Annotated in this window: 18 protein-coding genes; 8 read left to right on the top strand and 10 right to left on the bottom strand. The window is 66.9% G+C overall.

The window, feature by feature from the left end; all coding sequences use genetic code 11:
• Positions 1–38 precede the first annotated feature (38 nt).
• Together BGP17_RS04595 and BGP17_RS04600 are read left to right on the top strand one after the other, a co-directional pair.
• Entirely contained in the window at positions 39–1,055 is a 1,017-nt protein-coding gene (locus tag BGP17_RS04595; protein ID WP_286711150.1) for a LacI family DNA-binding transcriptional regulator, read from the top strand.
• A gap of 156 nt (positions 1,056–1,211) precedes the next feature.
• Complete coding sequence (locus BGP17_RS04600; protein ID WP_286711151.1) at positions 1,212–2,645, top strand: glucoamylase family protein; 1,434 nt, start codon at positions 1,212–1,214, stop codon at positions 2,643–2,645.
• Positions 2,646–2,680: 35 nt separating this feature from the next.
• Here BGP17_RS04600 and BGP17_RS04605 read toward each other — a convergent pair whose 3' ends face one another.
• Both BGP17_RS04605 and BGP17_RS04610 read right to left on the bottom strand, forming a co-directional pair.
• Positions 2,681–4,489, bottom strand: a complete 1,809-nt coding sequence (locus tag BGP17_RS04605) for a family 43 glycosylhydrolase (RefSeq protein WP_286711152.1) — start codon at positions 4,487–4,489, stop codon at positions 2,681–2,683.
• Between the two features lie 78 nt (positions 4,490–4,567).
• The gene (locus BGP17_RS04610) at positions 4,568–7,474 is read right to left on the bottom strand and encodes a TonB-dependent receptor (protein WP_380925324.1); all 2,907 of its coding nucleotides are present in this window, start codon (positions 7,472–7,474) and stop codon (positions 4,568–4,570) included.
• A 313-nt stretch (positions 7,475–7,787) separates the two neighbouring features.
• Between BGP17_RS04610 and hslV the strand changes: the two genes are divergently transcribed.
• The 5 genes from hslV to BGP17_RS04635 all read left to right on the top strand — a co-directional run bounded on the left by hslV (position 7,788) and on the right by BGP17_RS04635 (position 11,737).
• Positions 7,788–8,339, top strand: a complete 552-nt coding sequence (hslV, locus tag BGP17_RS04615; protein ID WP_086130717.1) for an ATP-dependent protease subunit HslV — start codon at positions 7,788–7,790, stop codon at positions 8,337–8,339.
• Positions 8,332–8,721, top strand: a complete 390-nt coding sequence (locus tag BGP17_RS04620) for a hypothetical protein (protein WP_286711154.1) — start codon at positions 8,332–8,334, stop codon at positions 8,719–8,721. Before hslV ends, BGP17_RS04620 begins: the two co-directional genes overlap by 8 nt.
• Positions 8,722–8,833: 112 nt before the next feature.
• Positions 8,834–9,955 (top strand): FAD-dependent oxidoreductase, encoded by a 1,122-nt coding sequence (locus BGP17_RS04625; protein ID WP_286711155.1) that lies wholly within the window; start codon positions 8,834–8,836, stop codon positions 9,953–9,955.
• A gap of 61 nt (positions 9,956–10,016) precedes the next feature.
• Positions 10,017–11,309: an ATP-dependent protease ATPase subunit HslU gene (gene hslU, locus BGP17_RS04630; protein WP_167301541.1), complete on the top strand. Its 1,293-nt coding sequence runs from the start codon at positions 10,017–10,019 to the stop codon at positions 11,307–11,309.
• A 194-nt stretch (positions 11,310–11,503) separates the two neighbouring features.
• Positions 11,504–11,737 carry a hypothetical protein gene (locus tag BGP17_RS04635; protein ID WP_286711156.1) on the top strand — a complete coding sequence of 78 codons (234 nt, stop codon included), beginning with the start codon at positions 11,504–11,506 and terminating at the stop codon, positions 11,735–11,737.
• Positions 11,738–11,829: 92 nt separating this feature from the next.
• Here the strand turns inward: BGP17_RS04635 and BGP17_RS04640 are convergent, their stop codons facing one another.
• Both BGP17_RS04640 and BGP17_RS04645 read right to left on the bottom strand, forming a co-directional pair.
• Positions 11,830–12,030, bottom strand: coding sequence for a DUF5818 domain-containing protein (locus BGP17_RS04640; RefSeq protein ID WP_286711157.1), 201 nt, complete (start codon positions 12,028–12,030; stop codon positions 11,830–11,832).
• Between the two features lie 125 nt (positions 12,031–12,155).
• Positions 12,156–12,467 (bottom strand): hypothetical protein, encoded by a 312-nt coding sequence (locus BGP17_RS04645; protein WP_286711158.1) that lies wholly within the window; start codon positions 12,465–12,467, stop codon positions 12,156–12,158.
• A 235-nt stretch (positions 12,468–12,702) separates the two neighbouring features.
• Here BGP17_RS04645 and BGP17_RS04650 point away from each other — a divergent pair, with 235 nt between their 5' ends.
• Positions 12,703–14,823, top strand: coding sequence for a S9 family peptidase (locus tag BGP17_RS04650; RefSeq protein ID WP_286711159.1), 2,121 nt, complete (start codon positions 12,703–12,705; stop codon positions 14,821–14,823).
• A 28-nt stretch (positions 14,824–14,851) separates the two neighbouring features.
• Here BGP17_RS04650 and BGP17_RS04655 read toward each other — a convergent pair whose 3' ends face one another.
• From BGP17_RS04655 to BGP17_RS04680, 6 genes are read right to left on the bottom strand one after another with little or no spacing between them, the layout of a single operon-like run.
• On the bottom strand, positions 14,852–15,253 hold the full coding sequence (locus tag BGP17_RS04655) for a DUF6491 family protein (protein WP_208413813.1): 402 nt from the start codon (positions 15,251–15,253) through the stop codon (positions 14,852–14,854).
• An 11-nt stretch (positions 15,254–15,264) separates the two neighbouring features.
• Positions 15,265–15,663, bottom strand: coding sequence for a hypothetical protein (locus tag BGP17_RS04660; RefSeq protein WP_167301546.1), 399 nt, complete (start codon positions 15,661–15,663; stop codon positions 15,265–15,267).
• Positions 15,664–15,711: 48 nt separating this feature from the next.
• Complete coding sequence (gloB, locus tag BGP17_RS04665; protein WP_286711160.1) at positions 15,712–16,434, bottom strand: hydroxyacylglutathione hydrolase; 723 nt, start codon at positions 16,432–16,434, stop codon at positions 15,712–15,714.
• Between the two features lie 9 nt (positions 16,435–16,443).
• Positions 16,444–17,478, bottom strand: coding sequence for an NAD(P)H-dependent flavin oxidoreductase (locus BGP17_RS04670; RefSeq protein WP_286711161.1), 1,035 nt, complete (start codon positions 17,476–17,478; stop codon positions 16,444–16,446).
• A complete protein-coding gene (locus tag BGP17_RS04675) occupies positions 17,472–17,927 on the bottom strand; it encodes a VOC family protein (protein WP_286711162.1) in 456 nt (151 codons plus the stop codon). Before BGP17_RS04675 ends, BGP17_RS04670 begins: the two co-directional genes overlap by 7 nt.
• Positions 17,928–17,965: 38 nt before the next feature.
• Positions 17,966–18,205: a hypothetical protein gene (locus BGP17_RS04680; protein WP_286711163.1), complete on the bottom strand. Its 240-nt coding sequence runs from the start codon at positions 18,203–18,205 to the stop codon at positions 17,966–17,968.
• Positions 18,206–18,208: the final 3 nt, after the last annotated feature.

Here is an 18,208-nt window from a genome sequence, read left to right on the forward strand (position 1 = left end):
GCGGGAAAACACGCGTCGATCGGGGAGAAGGGACTGAAATGGGCGAGGCCACCATCCGCGATGTCGCACGCCGCGCCGAAGTTTCGGTCGCGTCGGTGTCGCGCGCGCTGAACGGCCTCGACAATGTCCGCGCCGAAACCCGCGAGAAAGTGATCAAGGCGGCGAACGAGCTCGGCTATGTCCCCCATGCGGGCGCCCGCAGCCTCAGCCTGGCCCGCGCGCACGCGATCGGCGTCGTCCTGCCGGACCTGCACGGCGAGTTCTTCTCCGAATGCGTCCGCGGCATGGACAGGGAAGCGAGCCGGCGCGGCTATCTCCTCCTCCTCTCCAACATGCATGACGACAGCGACCAGGCGGCGGTCGCGCTGCGCACCATGCGCGGCCGCGTCGACGGCCTGCTCGTCATGGCCCCGCACATCGCGCCCGAGACGCTCGAACAGGCCATCCCGCCCGCGCTCCCCTCGATCCTGCTCAACAGCCATGCCGACCTGCCCGGCCGTCCGGCGCTGCGCTTCGACAATCGCGCGGGCGCCGAGGCGATGGTCGAGCATCTCGTCGCCAATGGCTATCGCCACATCGTCCACATCGCCGGACCCGACGGCAATCTCGACGCCGCCCAGCGCGCCGAGGGCTATCTCGCCGTCTGCGCCCGCCACCATCTGCCCCCGCGCATCCTGCCGGGCAACTTCAACGAGGAGGCCGGCGAAGCCGCCGCGCGCGCGATACTGGCAAGCGCCACGCGCACCGACGCCGTCTTCGCCGCCAACGACATGATGGCGATCGGCTGCCTCCATGCGCTGCGCGACGCCGGCACCCGCGTGCCCGAGGACATCGCGGTGGCCGGCTTCGACGACGTGCCGCTCGCCCGCTATCTCTCGCTCAGCACCGTCCGCGTGAACATCGCCGAGATGGGCGCCCGTGCCGTCGCCCGGCTGATCGACCTGCTCGAGGGCAAGGACATGCACCGTGCCAGCGAGATCCTCACTCCCGAACTGGTGATGCGCGCCACCACGGCGCCGCGCACCGCTTCCGGGAACGGAGCCGCGCATGCGTGACCGCGGCTCCGTCACTTTCTCGGCCTGGACTGTAACCGGTTCCATGGCTCCCTTCCCCCGGTTACACCCCCCTCGGGGGCGGCGTCTCGCGCGTCGCCCCCAATTTTTCGGGGCGGAACGGGGACCCCTTGCTCTATCGGCTATGAGGCTTTGGACATGATCGACCGGCGCGCGCTACTTTCGCAGTCTTCGCTGCTGCTCGCGGCCTCGGCGCTGCCCGGCACCGCCGCGGCCCAGGCGCACAAGGGCACGGCCATGCGCGCGCTGCCGCCCTTCTACGCCGACATCGAGCACCGTACCTTCCGCTGGTTCTGGGAGACGGCGCGGCGCGACAACGGCCTGGTCCCCGATCGCTATCCCGCGCCCAGCTTCTGCTCGGTCGCCGCGGTCGGCTTCGCGCTCACCGCCTATCCGATCGGCGTCGAGCGCGGTTGGATCACCCGGGCCGAGGCGCGCGACCTCACCCTCACCACGCTGCGCTTCTTCTGGGAAGCGCCCCAGGGCCCCGAGCCGACCGGCAGGATCGGGCACAAGGGCTTCTACTACCACTTCATCGACATGATCACCGGCGAGCGTTTCGGCAGGACCGAGCTCTCCAGCGTCGATACCACCCTGCTGCTGATGGGGGTGCTGTTCGCCGGCCAATATTACGACCGGGCGGACGCGAAGGAGCGCGAGATCCGCGACCTCGCGCAGAAACTCTATGCCCGCGCCGACTGGAATTTCTTCCGCACCGACGGCCGCAAGGCCGTGTCGATGGGCTGGCACCCGGAGCGCGGCCTGATCCCGGCCAGCTGGACCGGCTATAACGAGGGGATGTTCGTCTATATCCTGGGCCTGGCCGCCCCGGAGCATCCGCTGCCGGCGGACAGCTGGGAGGTGTGGACCGCCCCCTATCCGCACTGCTGGCGCGGCGAGGGGCCGACTCGCCACATCGCCTTCGCGCCGCTGCTCGGCCACCAGTACAGCCATATCTGGATCGACTTCCGCGGCATCCGCGACAAGGTGATGCGCGAGGCCGGCATGGACTATTTCGAGAATTCGCGCCGCTCCACCTATGCCAACCGCGCCTATTGCATCGCCAACCCCCGGGGCTGGGACGGCTGGTCCAAGGACATATGGGGCCTCTCCGCCTGTGACGGCCCGGGCGATTTCAAGCTGCCGTTCAAGGGCGGGACCGCCGAGTTCTTCGGCTATTCCGCGCGCGGCCCGCTCGGCCAGCCCGACGGGCGCGACGACGGCACCATCGCCCCCACCGCGGCGCTCAGCTCGCTGCCCTTCGCGCCGGAGATCGTGATCCCGGCGGCCGAGGCGATGCGCCGCGAGCATGGCGACCTGCTCTACGGCAAATACGGCTTCTACGATTCGTTCAACCCCAGCTTCCGCTGGACCGACAAGCCGCTCTCCAACGGCCGCGTCGATCCGGCCAAGGGCTGGTACGACACCGACCATATCGGCATCGACCAGGGCTCGATCCTGCTCCAGGCGGCGAATTATCGGAACGACTTCGTCTGGAAGCGCATGCAGGGCTGCGCGCCGATCCGCAAAGGGCTGAAGCTGGCCGGGTTCACCGGGGGCTGGCTGGGCTAGCCCAATGACTCCCCTCTCTTCCAGGGAGGAGCATATTAGCGGATCCGTACCGGCCGCGTGCGCCGCGAGACTCCGCTCTCGTCGAACGCCTCGACCGCGACCCAATAGTCGACGCCCGTGTTGAGCGCCCGCAGTTCCAGCGCCGGCCCCTGATCGGCCCAGCGCTGATAGGCGAGCGTCAGCCGGTCCGGCCGCACGCCCCACAGGACGTTGTAGCCCACCGCGCCCTTCACCGGCTTCCACGCCACATGGGCATTGCGCGCGTCGCCATCGCGCTTCGCCGCAACGCCGCCCGGCATCGCCGGCGCCTTGCCGCCCGCGCTGCCGAACACGCGCAGGTCGCCGATCGCCAGGTTCGAACCGCCGACATGCTCGTGCACGTACCGCACGTACCGCGCCTCCACCGGGGCCGGCAGCTGGAAATAGGCATTGGGCCGGTCGCGGCGCGGCGGCTCGGTTCGAGCCAGCGGGCGCCAGCGCTTTCCGTCCAGCGAGGATTGCAGCGCGAACTCGGTATAGATGTCCGGCGCATCGCCGAAGCGGCCGGACTTGTAGTCGGCGAAATTCACCTGCACCGCGCGCAGCATCTTCGCCGCGCCGAGATCGACGGTAAGCGTCTCGCCAGGCCTGTTCGCGCCCGCCACCCAGAAGGTCCGCGGATTCTCGTCGGTCACCCGATCCGCCGCGAACTCGCCCATCGTCGACGACGCCACCGCCGCCTTCCGGTACGACAGCAGCATCCATCCGGTGAACAGGCTCTCCGGATCCTCGACCTTCGTCGTCGGCGCATAATGGGGAAAGTCGCCGAACCGGGCCGAGACCGACATCTGCCCGTCCGCCCAGAATTTCGCCGGCCACATGCCGATGCGCCGCTCGAAGGTCCAGTTGTATCCGATCCACGGCGTGCCGGTGTTCCACCAGTTGCCGCTCACGTCCTGGAAGGTCGAGCCGTGCCCCGCTCCCTGCACGAAGCCGCCGGGCTTGTAGGCGACCGGGTTCCACGGCGCATATTCGAACGGCCCCAGCGGCTTGTCCGAGACATAGGTGCCGTTGGCATAGGCGTTGTACTCGGTCCCTGGCGCGCCGTACTGGAGATAGTAGCGGCCGCCTGCCTTCGTCATCCAGGCACCCTCCATGAAGGGCTTGATCGGCGTGCCGTCGGGCAGGGTGCCGCTATGGTCCTGGCCAAAGCGCTCCCAGCCATGCCGTTCGGGCTGCAGCGCGAGCATCGGCCTGGGCTTGCCCTTGTAGACCAGCTTGCCGTCCTCGAACGCGATCTCGATCCCGTAGAGCGGAAAGACGTTGGACGAGCCCCAATACATATACCATTTGCCGTCCTCGTCCTTGAACAGCGCCGGATCCCAGGGGCCGGGCGGCACCTTGTCCTCGCCGGGCGCGGGGACATGCCCCTCCCCCACCGAGTCCACCAGGTCGGGCATTCGCCGCACGAAGAAGTCGAGCTTGCCGCCGTCCGGATCGCTGGTCGACAGGATCGATTCCGCCCGCGTCATCGAGGGCTGGATCAGGATGCGCGCGCCGTCGCTCCACACCGCGGGGGCGACGATCGAGTTGAACGGCCAGCGGCTGGGCGTGACGAAGGTCCAGTGGACCAGGTCGCTCGACGACCAATAGCCGTCGGCCAGCGTCTGGAAGAGATAATATCTGCCCCTGTGGGTGACGATCGCCGGGTCCGCGCCGGTGCGGTACGAGATGCCCTGGTTCACCTGCTCGAAATTGTAGCGATAGTCGATGTCGATCGGATTGGCATAGGTCCGGCGCGCCTCCTGCGCCTGGACGGCACCGGCCACGAGCAGCGCGGCGCCGAGCGGAAACAGGATACGCATCGTTCTTCCCCGCATGAAAAAGGGGGAGGAGAGCCCCGTGGCTCGCCTCCCCCGAAAGTGATTGCGCCAGGGACCAGCCTAGAAGCGGTAGCCCAGGCGGAACTGGATGCGCCGCGGCAGCGTCAGCGTATTGGCGGCGTGGGCGGCGTCTGCCGGCAGCAGCAGGTCGGGCGGATTCGACGCCGGGTTCATATAGGTGTCGAAGTCCTTGAAGTTCTTGTTGTTGAACAGGTTCAGGATATCGACCGCCGCCTCGACATTGCCGCGGGCGATCTTGATGTCCTTCGCCAGCGAGACGTTGACCTCGCAAAAGGCGAACAGGCCCTTGATGCAGTTCTTCTCCGGATAGGCGGCGGTCAGCAGCGCCGCGCCGCTGTCCGAGCCGCGGCTGCCGTCGGTGACCTGATAGGCCGCGCCGCTGCTCAGCGTGGCGAGCGTCGAGAAGCGGAAGCCGAACGGCAGGTCGGCCATGCCCGAGATCACCACCCGGTGGCGCTCGTCGCCGGCCTTGGGCCGCCAGCCATAGCCGTCCGGCGTCAGGCCATCGAGGCTGAACAGGTCGCCGCCATTCTGCTCCGCCTTGGAGAGCGTATAGGCGATGTTCAGGCCCCAGCCCGAGGACTTGGTGTAGTTCTTGTCGAGCGTGAAATAGAGCGCCTTGTAGCGCGTATCGAGCCCGTCATAGCCGATCAGGACGTTGGCATAGCCGAACGGCACCACCGGCGCGGTGTTGCAGCAATTGCCCAGGCCGTTGTTCTGCCGGGTGGCGAACAGGTTGGTATAGCCGTTGCGGCCGCGCTGATAGGCGCCGGTGACCGAGGCCTCGAACACGCCGAAGCGCTGGCGCACGCCCAGGCTGAACTGGTCGTTCACCGGGGGCTTGGCGTCATTCTTCACCGCAAACAGCTCCGGCAGGCCGCTGGTCGAGCTTGCCGCCAGCGCGAGCAGGCCTGCGCGGGTGGCATAGGCCGGATTCCATGCCACGGTGGGCAGGCCCGAGCGCGGCTGGCCGTTGCGCGAGAAGCGGAACACGCCGACCGGGTTGATCGTGCGCGACAGCTCGTCGACCGTGTTGTTGAAGTTGTTGCGGTCGTAATAACGGCCCGCGCCGCCGAAGATCACCGTCGAGCGATCGCCCTTGATGTCCCACGAGAAGCCGATACGCGGCGCGAACGCCCCGGCGAACGGCTTACGGTTGCTGCCGTCGGTGATGTAGTTTTCGGGATTGAAATAGAACGTCTTCGGCAGTGCGCGCAGCGCCGCCGCCGCGGCAGCGGGCGTGCGATAATGGTTGTTGAAGCCGTTGGTCTCGTAATCCCAGCGCACGCCCAGATTCAGCTGCAGCCGCTCTGTGATGTTCCAGTCGTCCTGCAGGTAGAGGCCGATCTGGGTGTTCGATGCCTTGATCTTGCCGCTGCCCAGGCCCAGCCGCGCTTCGGCCGGGAAGGAGAAGTCGGTGTCGTCGCTCGGATCGTTCGGCGTGCCCGCCGCATCGATGCGATAGGTGTAGCGCGGCTGGACATAGGCGTTGTTGTCGAACTGGATGTCGGTCACTTCGACGCGCGCGCCGAACTTGATCGCATGCCCGTCAAAGCCGGTGAAGGTGAAGTCGTCGCGCAGCGTGTAGTTCTGCTGGGTCTCGTTGCGCGTCGAATCCTTGCCGCCGAACACGATCACGCCCGCATACTCGTAGGACGGCAGCTCGGGGTGCAGCGAGGTCGGGTTGAAGTTGTAGTTCAGGTAGCTCGCGTTGAACTCGTTGGTGAAGTCGCCGCCGTTGTAGGTCCACTTGAACAGATAGGTATCGATCTTGTTCTTCTTGTTCTCGGCATTCTCATAGGAGATGATGCCGCCGAAATTCTGGATGTCGGTTTCCTGGCGGCGGCTGAACGACAGGTCGAAGGTCTGGCGATCGTCCGGCGTGAGCGTCAGCTTGCCGAAGTAGAAATCGCCGCGGAACGGGCTGACGAACGCGCCTTCGAAGTCGCTCAGCTTGCGGCCCGAATATTGCTCGAACTGCTGGATCGCCCCCGGCGAGCCGGTGCTCTTCACGTTGAACGCGCGGTTCTGGTCATTGCCTTCATAGGCACCGAAGAAGAACAGCCGGTCCTTGATGATCGGGCCGCCGAGCGACACGCCATATTGCTTGCGCTCGAACGCCGGCTCGGGCCGGTTGTAGCGCTTGTCGAGATACGCCTTCTCGCTCAGCCCCTTGTCGGTGTACTGGCCGAAGATCTCGCCGTGGAACTCGTTGGTACCCGACTTGGTGACCGCGGTGACGATCGCCGCGCCGGCCTGCTCATATTCGGCCTTGTAGTTCTGGGTGAGGACGCGGAACTCCTGCACGGCCAACTGGCCGAACGGATTGCCGCGACTGTTCTGCTGGCCGGCGATGCCGCCCTCGCGTACCTGGTTCTTCAGGCTGATGCCGTCGATGAACACATTGACCTGGCTGGCGGTCGAGGCGCCCGAGGTGAAGCCCTTGCTGGTCTCGCTATCATTATACTTCACGCCCGGCGCGAGCGCGACAAAGGACAGGAAGTTGCGATCGGTCTGCGGCAGGCGCTGGATCTGCGTCACGCTGACATTGGTCGCGACTTCGCTGGTCCGCGTCTCGGTGAGGCGGCTGCCGGTGACGACGATCCGGCCCTCGGGCACGCTCGCCGTGCCGCCGATCGTCAAATCGAGGCTGGCCGACTGGCCAACGGCGACCACCACCCGCTGAGTCGTGCTCTCGCTGCCCGCCGTGGCGGTCACTTCATATTCGCCCGGACGCAGGCCGGTGAGCGTATAGCCGCCGTTCGCATCGCCGGTTGCGCGCCAGATCTGGTTGGTGGCGGTGCTGCGCGCAGCCACCTGCGCGCCGGCCGCGCCATTGCCGTCGGCGCCGATCACCTGGCCGCGCACGCTGGCAGTGCTCACCTGCGCCGAAGCCATGCCCGGCAGCAGCACCGCGCCGCTCGCGAACAAGGTTGCCGCCGCCATCGCCGTCGCCGAGATGCCACGCGTCAGGACGCGACGATTCTTCCTCGAAATTCCCACTGTCATTCCTCCCCAACCCAGTTGTAACCGGTTACAAACGGTGGCGCGCGTTGTTCTGATTATGGTTGCCGCCAGAAACTCCCATGAAACCGGTTTCATGAAACTGTCAATCCCACGGATGCGTCAGCGTTGTCGGCGTTGAATTTTGCTGCACTGCGATGTGTCGTCGATGCAACACCTCGGCCCGCGCCGGCCATCCGCGGGCACCGGGCCGCCCCTCTTGCGGCACGTGCAGGGGACTCCCCATATCCGCGCCATGAGCGAAACAAATGCGTGGCACGGCACGACGATTCTCTCCGTGCGCAAATCCGGCAAGGTGGTGATCGCGGGGGACGGCCAGGTATCGGCCGGCAATACCGTGATGAAGCCCAATGCCCGCAAGGTGCGGCCCCTGGGCGACGGCAAGGTGATCGCGGGCTTCGCGGGCGCCACCGCCGATGCGTTCACCCTGTTCGAACGGCTCGAGGCCAAGCTGGAGCGCCATAACGGCCAGTTGCTCCGCGCCGCGGTCGAGCTCGCCAAGGACTGGCGGACCGACAAATATCTCCGCAACCTCGAGGCGATGCTGATCGTCGCCGACAAGGAAGTGACGCTGGTCGTCACCGGAAACGGCGACGTGCTCGAGCCCGAGGGCGGGGTGGCGGCGATCGGCTCGGGCGGCAATTTCGCCCTGGCCGCCGCGCGCGCGCTGGTCGATTACGAAAGCGACCCCGAAAAGATCGCGCGGGCTGCCATGAAGATCGCGGGCGAGCTGTGCGTCTACACCAACGATCGGCTGACCGTGGAAATGCTCGACAGTGATGCCTGACGCCGGGGGCGACCGGGCAAGGTTCGGCTTCGACTATGATCCCCGCCGCAACCGCATCCTGGTCCATATCCGCGATTTCTGGACGATGGAGACGGTGCGCGCCTTCGCGGCGGCGGCGGGCGCGAAGGCGCAGGAGGTGCGCGCGATCCGCGACGATTACGACGTGCTGATCGATTCGCGCGACTTCCCGGTCCAGGCGAACGACGTCGCCGACCTCCTCCCCAGCATCGCCGAGGCCGGTCTGACCCTCACCTCGGGCCGCGCCGCCTCGGTCGTGGGCAGCCATCTGAACAAGCTCCAGGCCGAGCGCACCCAGACGCATCCCCGGATGCGGATATTCATGACCGTGGAAGAGGCCGAGGCCTGGCTGAGCGGGGAATGACTCTCCCCTCCCCCTGAAGGAGAGGGGCAAATCCGTGCCATGAGCCCAGCTCATGCCTCCCCCTATCCAAAACGGGGTTGAGCCTCCCCGCCCCGCGCCTACCCTGCGCGCCATGGACATCGCCCGCCGCCCGCTGATCGCTTCCGCCGCCGCACTGGCCCTTCCCGGCTGCGCGGCGGATCCGCGCCCGGCGGCGCTGGCCAGCACCACGCGCGGCCCGAAATGCCTGCCGGCCGTCAACGTCGCGCCCGGCCGGGTCATCCGCACCGTCGCGGGCCTGCGTCCCTATCGCGCCCAGGGCTTCGTCGTCCGCGCCGAGCCGCTGGGGGACAAGCGGCTCGTCCATAACTACGGCCATGGCGGCGCCGGCATCACGCTCGGCTGGGGCACGTCGCGCCTCGCGGTCGATCTCGGCCTGCCCGGCCATGGCGGCCCGGTTGCCGTGCTCGGCTGCGGCATCGTCGGCCTCACCACCGCGCGCCTGCTCCAGGAAGCGGGCCGCCAGGTCACGCTCTATGCCGCCCAGCTTCCGCCCCACACCACGTCGAACGTCGCCGGCGGGCAGTGGCATCCGGCCAGCCTCTACGACCCCGATCGGGTCACGCCCGAATGGATCGCGCAGTTCAAGGCGGCGATGGACTATAGCTGGCGCCGCTTCCAGATCATGGTCGGCGCGGAATATGGCATTCGCTGGATGCCGACCTATCTCCAGATGCCCGACGATCCGGCCGGGGACGATGCCGAGCCCGATCTCTCCAGCACCTACGAGACCGACCGCGTGATCCTCGGCCCCGGCGAGCATCCTTTCCCGGTCCGGCGCGTCCGCCGGTTCAGCACCCTGTATGCCGAGAGCGGCCATCTCCTCCGCCAGCTGATGCGCGACGTCCAGATCGCCGGCGGCCGGTTCGTGGTCCGCGACTTCGCCACGCCCACCGACATCCTCGCGCTGCCCGAGACGCTGGTGTTCAACTGCACGGGCCTGGGCGCCGGCACGCTGTTCGGCGATACCGGGATCGAACCGGTACGCGGCCAGCTCGCCGTGCTGCTGCCCCAGGCCGAGGTGCAATATGCCGTCGCCGGGCAGATGGGCTATATGTTTCCCCGCGACGACGGGATCGTCTGCGGCGGCACTTTCGAACATGGCGAATGGGACCCCACGCCCCAGCCCGAGCGGATCGCGAAGATCCTCGCGAAGCAGCGCGGCTTCTTCTCCGGCTTTCGCTGCACGGCTTGAAGCGGCGCGTGCGGCCCCCAACATCGGGGTCCGAAACGAACCAGAGAACCCATTTCCCCAAATGAACGAGAATCTCACGCCCAAGGCGATCGTCGCCGCGCTCGATGCGCACATCATCGGCCAGAAGGACGCCAAGCGCGCCGTATCGGTGGCGCTGCGCAACCGCTGGCGCCGCCAGCAACTCTCGGCCGAACTGCGCGACGAAGTCACGCCCAAGAACATCCTGATGATCGGGCCGACCGGCTGCGGCAAGACCGAGATCAGCCGCCGCTTGGCCAAGCTCGCCGATGCCCCCTTCGTCAAGGTGGAAGCCACCAAGTTCACCGAAGTCGGCTATGTCGGCCGCGATGTCGAGCAGATCGCCCGCGACCTGGTGGAAGAGGCGATCCGGCTCGAGAAGGAGCGCCGCCGCGCCGCGGTGAAGGATAAGGCCGAGGAAGCGGCGATGGGCCGCCTGCTCGACGCGCTGACCGGCAAGGACTCGTCCACCGCCACGCGCGAGGCGTTCAAGCAGCGCTTCCATGAGGGCACGCTGGACAATTCGGAGATCGAGATCGAAGTCGAGCAGGCCGGCGGCATGCCCTTCGAGATTCCCGGCGCACCGATGCAGATGATCAACCTGGGCGAAATGATGAAGGGCCTGGGCGGCCAGTCGCTCAAGCGCCGCAAGATGAGCGTGCGCGCCGCCTGGGCCAAGCTCGTCGAGGAAGAGGCCGACAAGCGCCTCGACCAGGACGAAGTGAGTCGCGTCGCGCTGGCGGATGCCGAGGCCAACGGCATCGTCTTCCTCGACGAGATCGACAAGATCGCCGTTTCGGACGTGCGCGGCGGCTCGGTCAGCCGCGAGGGCGTCCAGCGCGACCTGCTGCCGCTGATCGAGGGCACCACCGTCGCCACCAAATACGGGCCGATGAAGACCGACCATATCCTCTTCATCGCGAGCGGCGCCTTCCATGTCGCCAAGCCGAGCGACCTGCTTCCCGAGCTGCAGGGCCGCCTGCCGATCCGGGTCGAGCTGAAGGGGCTGACCGAGGAGGATTTCGTCGCGATCCTCTCGGACACCAAGGCGAGCCTGGTCCAGCAATATGCGGCGCTGCTCGGCACCGAGGGCGTGCGGATCGACTTCACCGACGACGGCATCCGCGCAGTCGCGCGCATCGCCGCCGAAGTGAATGGCGAAGTCGAGAATATCGGTGCCCGCCGGCTCCAGACCGTGATGGAGAAGCTGCTCGAGGACATCAGCTTCGGCGCCGAGGACCGCAAGGGCGAGACGCTGGTGATCGACGGCGCCTATGTCGACGGGCAGCTCGCCGCCGTGGCGCGGAACACCGACCTGAGCCGCTACGTACTGTAGACGCGCAAGGTTGCTCCCCGATCGGGTCGAGGGTTCCCCCCTTCTCTCGTCATCCCCGCCTTCGCGGGGATGGCGGCTATTGGGTGGTTAGCTGCCGTACGCTTCAGACCGGACAGGGTACGGAATTAGCCAGTCATAAAACGGGCGGTGTCCATTTGCAGCTTGCTCTTCAGGCAGGCCCATTCTTGCCCATAATGGCGTGGCTTACCGATTTGCTGAAGACCGGAAAACCTTATCGTGTTTCCGTCAACGAGAACCGCATCCGAAATGCCGCATTGTTTCCGGGCTCGTTCCAAATTCTCATCGGTAAGAGGCTGTTTTTGATCTCTCACTACCTCGTGCGCTGCACAACCCGTCACGCTTCCAAGAAGAAGCACTATGGCCAGGGCAGCATCTCGTTGCATCCCGATATTATATTCTGCTGCTGAATGTCTGCAACTGGGGCGTTTGCTGCCCGACCGCTCCTGGACAGGTCGCCGCCCGGCTGAGTGACCGGCAATGGGTGGGAAGCGGACGCCCGCTACGCCCGTTTGATAGCCTCGACGATGATAAGGTCACCGCGCTGTCTGCCTTCCACCTGCACCCTCAGGCCCACCAGCCCGAGTATGCGATCATCATCGACCTCTAGCCGCCACAGATGACCGTGCTCGGTGGCGAGATATATCTGCTCCTGCGGGAAACGTCGCAGCACGCCAATCGCCTGCCGATGCTTTGCTGCCATTCGCCAAAATACTCCATCACGCAGCGTCCGCAATTGGGGCGGTAGCCGCTAGGCCGCTTCATGAGCCGAAAATTCAGCTGGAGCGGCGGAGATTGGATGGAAAGCGGTCGTTGCCAGCGAACCGACTAACCAACCTCTCTGACGAACTGGCTTGCAAACTGCGTATTGTAGGCGTGAAAATCGCCCTCGGGCGTAACAACTAATTCCGTAATATTGGCGCGTTGGAAGGTATCTTCGTTCGCTTGGTCGTTGACCTTGAGGCTGACGGTGAGCGCGCCACCCTCTTCTCTAATCAGCTTGTAATCATATTCAACTACTTTGCCGAAACAGAAAATTTCGCCACCATTGATCGAAAGTTCAGATGCTTGATCGTCCGCATCAACCCAACATCCTTGCATGGGGTCCGGCAGCGGAACGTTACGGCCTAAGCGATCCATTTTTTATACCCCCGCAATTCCTGCGAACCGTTTTAGCGGAGACCAGAATGTCCGCAACTGGGGCGTTTGCTGCCCGACCGCTTTTGGATCGATCGTCGCCCGGCCGAGCGACCGAGAATGGACCCTCCTTGTCCGAAGGGGATAATCGCCCGAGCAGATCGGGGAGGAATTTGCTTTCCCGATACTGTGTGCCTTGCCACCATCCCTTCACGATTCGTTTCGCACGGGGATCCACATGAAGCGCCTGCTCGCCGCCGCCCTGCTCTCCACCGCCGCCGCGGCGCCCGCCCATGCGCAGACGGCAGCCCCGGCCCCGCCCGTCGCCGCGCAAAAGCCGCACGAGGTCAAGGCGCCTTTCGGAGCCACCCGCAACGACGAATATTACTGGCTGCGCGACGACACGCGGAAGAACCCGGAGATGCTGGCCCATCTCAAGGCGGAAAACCTGTATGCCGACGCAGTACTCGCCGCGGAGAAGCCGCTGGCGGACAAGCTCTATGGAGAGATCGTCGGGCACATCAAGCAGGACGACAGCTCGGTCCCCTATCTGAAGCGCGGCTATTATTACTACACGCGCTTCGCCACCGGCGCCGACTATCCGATCGTCGCACGGCGCAAGGGCAGCCTGGAGGCGCCCGAGGAAGTGATCCTCGACCAGCCGGCCATGGCGCAGGGCCATAATTTCTTCCAGATCGCCGGCCGCGCGGTGAGCCCGGACAACCGACTGCTCGCCTATACGCTCGATACCGTCGGGCGCCGCCAATATGTGCTCCAGGTGAAAAACCTCGCGACCGGCGAGACCTTCTCGGACAGCATTCCCAATGTCGAGGGCGGCGTGGCCTGGGCCGGCGACAACCGGACGATCCTCTACCTGGAGAAGGATCCCGTCACCCTGCTCTCCAAGCGGGTCAAGGCGCACGTCCTCGGCACGCCCGCCTCTGCGGACCGGCTGATCTACGAGGAGAAGGACGACACCTATTACATGGGCGTCGGCCGCACGACCGACGATCGGTACCTCTGCATCTATCTGCACAGCACGGTCAGCGACGAGCAGCGCTGCGCCCCCGCGGCGAACCCCGCCGCCTTCACGGTGATCGCCCCGCGCGAGCGCAACTTCCTCTACCAGGCCGATCATCTCGGCGACCGCTGGATCGTCCGCACCAACTGGCGGGCGCCCAATTACCGGCTGGCGACGGTGCGCGACGCGCATCTCCCCCGTGGCCGCGCCGCCTGGACGGACCTGGTCCCGGCCGATGGCGAGGTGTTCATCGAGGACTTCAAGCCCTTCGACGGTTTCCTCGCCGTCGAGGAACGCTCCCAGGGCAACAAGAAGCTGCGCATCCTCGTCCCCGGCGCCAAGCCGTTCCCGGTCGCGGCCGACGAGCCCGCCTATACCATGGCGCTCGGCACCAACGAGGAGCCGGGCAGCGAATGGCTGCGCTACACCTATGATTCGCTGGTGACGCCGACCACCACGTACGAAGTGAACTACAAGACCGGCGAGCGCCGCGTGCTCAAGGTCCAGCCGGTGCCGGGCTATGATCCCGCGAAATACGTCACCGAGCGCGTCTGGGCCACCGCGCGCGACGGCACCAGGGTTCCGGTCAGCCTGGTCCATGCAAGGGCCTTCGCGAAGGACGGCACCGCCGCGCTCTTCCAATATGCCTATGGCAGCTACGGCTATTCGACCGATCCGGCCTTCTCGCCGATGCTCCCCAGCCTGCTCGATCGCGGCATGGTCTATGCCATCGCCCATATCCGCGGCGGCCAGGAAATGGGCCGCAAATGGTTCGACCAGGGCAAGGTGCTCAACAAGAAGAACAGCTTCACCGATTTCATCGACGTGACGCGCTTCCTCGTCGACCAGGGCTATGCCGCGAAGGGCCGCGTCGCCGCGATGGGCGGCAGCGCCGGCGGGCTGCTGATGGGCGGCGTCGCCAACATGGCGCCGCAGGACTATCGCGTGATCGTCGCGCAAGTGCCCTTTGTCGACGTGGTCACCACCATGCTCGACACCTCGATCCCGCTCACCACCGGCGAGTTCGACGAATGGGGCAACCCCGCCGAGAAGCGCTATTACGACTATATGCTGAGCTATTCGCCCTACGACAATGTCGCGGCGCGGGCCTATCCGGCGATGTACGTCTCCACCGGCCTGTGGGACAGCCAGGTGCAATATTACGAGCCGGCCAAATGGGTCGCCCGGCTGCGCGCGAAGAAGACCGACGCCAACCCGCTCGTCTTCCGCATCAACATGGAGGCCGGCCATGGCGGCAAATCGGGCCGGTTCGAGCGCTATCGCCAGCAGTCCGAATATCTCGGCTTCGTGATGGACCGGCTCGGCGTGGCGAAGTGAGCCCCCTCCCCTTCGCGGGGAGAGGGCGCTATTTTGCCTTCTCGTACGGCGTGAACCTGCCGAACATGCAATAGGCGCCCGGAATGCTCGAACCCGGATCGAGCACGCGGAACCGGTCGTTCCGGCAGAGCTGCGATCCGTGCACCTCGACGATCAGCGTGGTGTAGGGCCGCAGGCCCGGGCAGCTGCTCCCCAGGTCGTTGCGCCACAGCGTCCGCCCCACCGGCTTGTAGAGGATGGTGCGGTCGTCGATGATCTGCGGGCCGTCGGAATCGGAGATGCTGATGCAGTCGCGCGGCGCGCCCGGCACCCGGTCGCCGAGCGCCGTCGCCAGGTCGTTCCGCGCCTCGGCCCGTTGCGAGGCCTGCATCTCGCTGCTGGCGGCGCAGCCGGCCAGCGCAAGCATCGCGGCGATGATGGGGACGCGCATCCCGGCTCTCCTCATTTGGCGTAGGGCACGAAGCTGCCGAGCGCACAGCTGCTGGTCAGCATGCCGCCGCCCAGCCGCGAGCGCGTGCGGACGATGTCGCCGCGGCACAGCTGGCCGGATGTGCTTTCGACCACCATCAGATCGTCGCTCGCCAGCCCGGTGCAGCTGCCGGTCACGTCGTTGCGCCACACCTTCTTGCGGCCTTCGATATAGAGGATCGTGTTCGGAAAGCCCTGGGTCTCGCCCATCCGCTCGCGCGGGATGCAATCCTGCGGCTTGCCCGGCGTAAGGCCGGCGAGCGTCCTGGCGATCTTGGCCTCGTCGCGATCGGCGGCCCGCTGCGGCATCGCGGCGTTGGCGGCGCAGGCGGCGGCGAGCGTGAGGACCGCGGGAATGGCGAAGCGGAACATCTCTATTCTCCTGTCGCCCCCGACCGTCGCATCATAGCGCTTCGCCGATCAAAATGCATCCTTCGCCGCACGCCGCTCGCCGAGCTGGGCGGCGCTGGCGGCGCGCAGGAAGGGATTGGTGGCGAGTTCCTGGCCGATCGTCGTCGGCACGGTCGCCTCGCCCGCCGCGCGCGCGGCGTTCACTTCGGCCATGCGCGCGCGGATCGCCGCATTGTCCGGCTCGGCGACCAGCGCGTAGCGGCCGTTCGACTGGGTATATTCGTGCGCGCAATAGACCCGGGTCTCGGGCGGCAGCTGCGCGAGGCGCCGCATATTGGCGAACATCTGCTCCGCCGTCCCCTCGAACAGCCGGCCGCAGCCCATGGCGAACAGCGTGTCGCCCACGAAGACCACCGCATCCCCGGCGAAATGATAGGCGATGTGCCCCGCCGTGTGCGCCGGCACTTCCAGCACCTGCGCGACATGATCGCCGATGCGCGCTTCGTCGCCTTCCCGCACCAGCCGGTCGGCCGTCGGGATTTTCGCCGCCTCCGCCGCGGGCGCGACCACCTCGGCGCCGGTGCGCGCCTTGATCCCGGCATTGCCCCCGGTGTGATCGGGATGCCAGTGCGTGTTCCAGATCGCGGTGATCGCCCAGCCGCGCTCGTCCGCCTCCGCCAGCACGGGATCGGCGACGGCGGGATCGACCACGATCGTCTCGCCCGAGGCGGGATCATGGACCAGCCAGATGTAATTGTCGCTGAGGGCGGGGATGCGGACGATCTGGAGCATGGCGCCAGACTAGGCGCCCGCGCGCCCCTGCGCCAGTTCCGCAACGAGCGTGCCGACCAGTTCCTCCGCGCCCATCGCCCGCACCCGCGCGACGCCGGTCCCCGCCCAGAGCGGCGAATAGTCGCCCCGGCCATCCGCCTCGGCATGCGCGCGCAACGGCGCCAGCGCGTTGGAGCCATAGGGGAAGGCCGGCACCTCGCCGCGGATCGGCCCCAGCTCGCGCATCAGCCGGTTGCGGATGCCCTGGGCCTCGCCCCCGGAGAACAGGTTGGTGAACTCGGTCGGCACCCGGGTGCCCAGCAAGGCGCGGAACGGCGCCGAGATCGCGCTCTCCCGCGCCGCGAGAAAGGCGGTGCCCAGCTGCACCGCGCTCGCGCCCGCCGCCAGCGCCCGGGCGATGTCCGCGCCATCGACGATCCCGCCCGCCGCGATCACCGGCACCGCGATCTCCTCCGCCAGCAGCGCGGCAAGCGGCGTCGGCCGATGCGCCGCGCCAAGGAACCAGCCCGAATGCCCCCCCGCTTCCGCCCCTTGCGCGATCACCGCGTCGACACCCCGCGCGGCAAGCCAGCGCATCTCCTCGGGCGTGGTCGCATTGCCGAACACCAGCGCGCCGGTGCCCCGCACCCGGGCGACCAGCGCTTCCCCGGGCAGGCCGAAATGGAAGCTGACGATCGCCGGCCGGGCCTTCTCGACCGCCGCGCACAACGCTTCGTCAAAGGGCCTGCGCAGCGGCGGCACGGGGCCGGGCTCGACGCCTTCCTCAGCATAATAGGGCGCGAGCAGGGCATGCCAGGCGCGCTCGTCGGGCGCGGGTTCCGGCAAGTGATGGCAGAAGAAATTGAGGTTGAGCGGCCCGTGCGCGGCGGCATGCACCTCGGCGACCTGCGCGGCCAGCTGCGCGGGCGTCAGCATCGCGCAAGGCAGCGATCCCACCGCGCCGCCCCGGATCGCCGCGATCGCGAGCGCCGCACCACCGGCACCCGCCATGGGCGCCTGCACGATCGGAGCCCGCGCCCCAAGCGCTTCGAGAAGGCCTACCATTGCCCCGTATTCGGCATCGATGCCCAAGGCTCGGCCGGCGCCAGCCGGTCGCCCGCCTGGAGCAGCTCGATCGAGATATTGTCGGGCGTGCGGACGAACGCCATGTGGCCGTCGCGCGGCGGGCGATTGATCGTCACGCCGCCGTCCATCAGCCGCTGGCAGGTCTCGTAGATATTGTCGACGCGATAGGCGAGGTGCCCGAAATTGCGCCCGCCGGCATAGATTTCGGCCGGGCTGCCGTCCTCGGCCGGCCAATTATAGGTCAGCTCCACCTCGGCATCGGCGCGCTGGCCCTCGCCCTTCGAATCCTCGTCGGCGGCAAGGAAGATCAGCGAGAAGCGCCCCTGCTCGCTGTCCATCCGCCGCACCTGCCGGAGGCCCAGCAGCTCGAAAAAGGCGATCGTGGCGTCGGGATCCGTCACGCGGATCATGGTGTGGAGGTAACGCATGCGGCGAAAATAGGAGTGCCCGGACCCGAGCGCCAGCCTCAAATGTCCCGCGCCGATGCCCGGCCGCTCCGCCGCGTGATCATCGGCCACGCCCCCCGATGCACCATCGCGATCAGCCCGGCATAGAGCGAGGCTACCAGCGCACGCCGGGCAAAGGTCTCCCAGCCATGTGCGGTGATCCGCCCGGCATCGAAGATGTCGCCGGCAGCGCCGGAAACAACGAGGCTGCCCCAGGCGCGCCACGCCCGAACTCGATCCTGCGCATCCGTTCCCCTCACCCC

It is taken from the genome of Sphingomonas sp. 67-41 (assembly GCF_001899725.1).
Lineage (GTDB): Bacteria > Pseudomonadota > Alphaproteobacteria > Sphingomonadales > Sphingomonadaceae > Sphingomonas > Sphingomonas leidyi.